Raw genomic sequence first — 257 nt, forward strand, 5'->3', positions numbered from 1 at the left:
CGGGGGCATTCGCCCATTTACACCGCCCGCGTGATGCTTATTGTGCGCCCCGATGCGGGCGTGATGGAATGGTAGACATACCAGACTTAAAATCTGTTGGGGCGTAGCCCCGTGTGGGTTCGAGTCCCACCGCCCGCACCACTGTTTTCAAAGGCTTAGCTTGCTTGGGCCAGCGTCGCAGGCTCTGCCAATTGCGTGGCGCCGGGGATGAAGACGGTAAAGGTCGTGCCCTGACCAAGCGTGCTTTTGACCGTGAT

The 257-nt window shown here is 59.5% G+C and carries 1 tRNA gene; it reads left to right on the forward strand.

The features are described from left to right. Positions 1–54: 54 nt before the first annotated feature. Positions 55–141, forward strand: a tRNA-Leu gene (locus FCK22_RS18140). Positions 142–257: the final 116 nt, after the last annotated feature.

This window comes from Sulfitobacter sp. 15WGC, assembly GCF_005068605.1.
In the GTDB taxonomy this organism is placed as follows: domain Bacteria; phylum Pseudomonadota; class Alphaproteobacteria; order Rhodobacterales; family Rhodobacteraceae; genus Sulfitobacter; species Sulfitobacter faviae.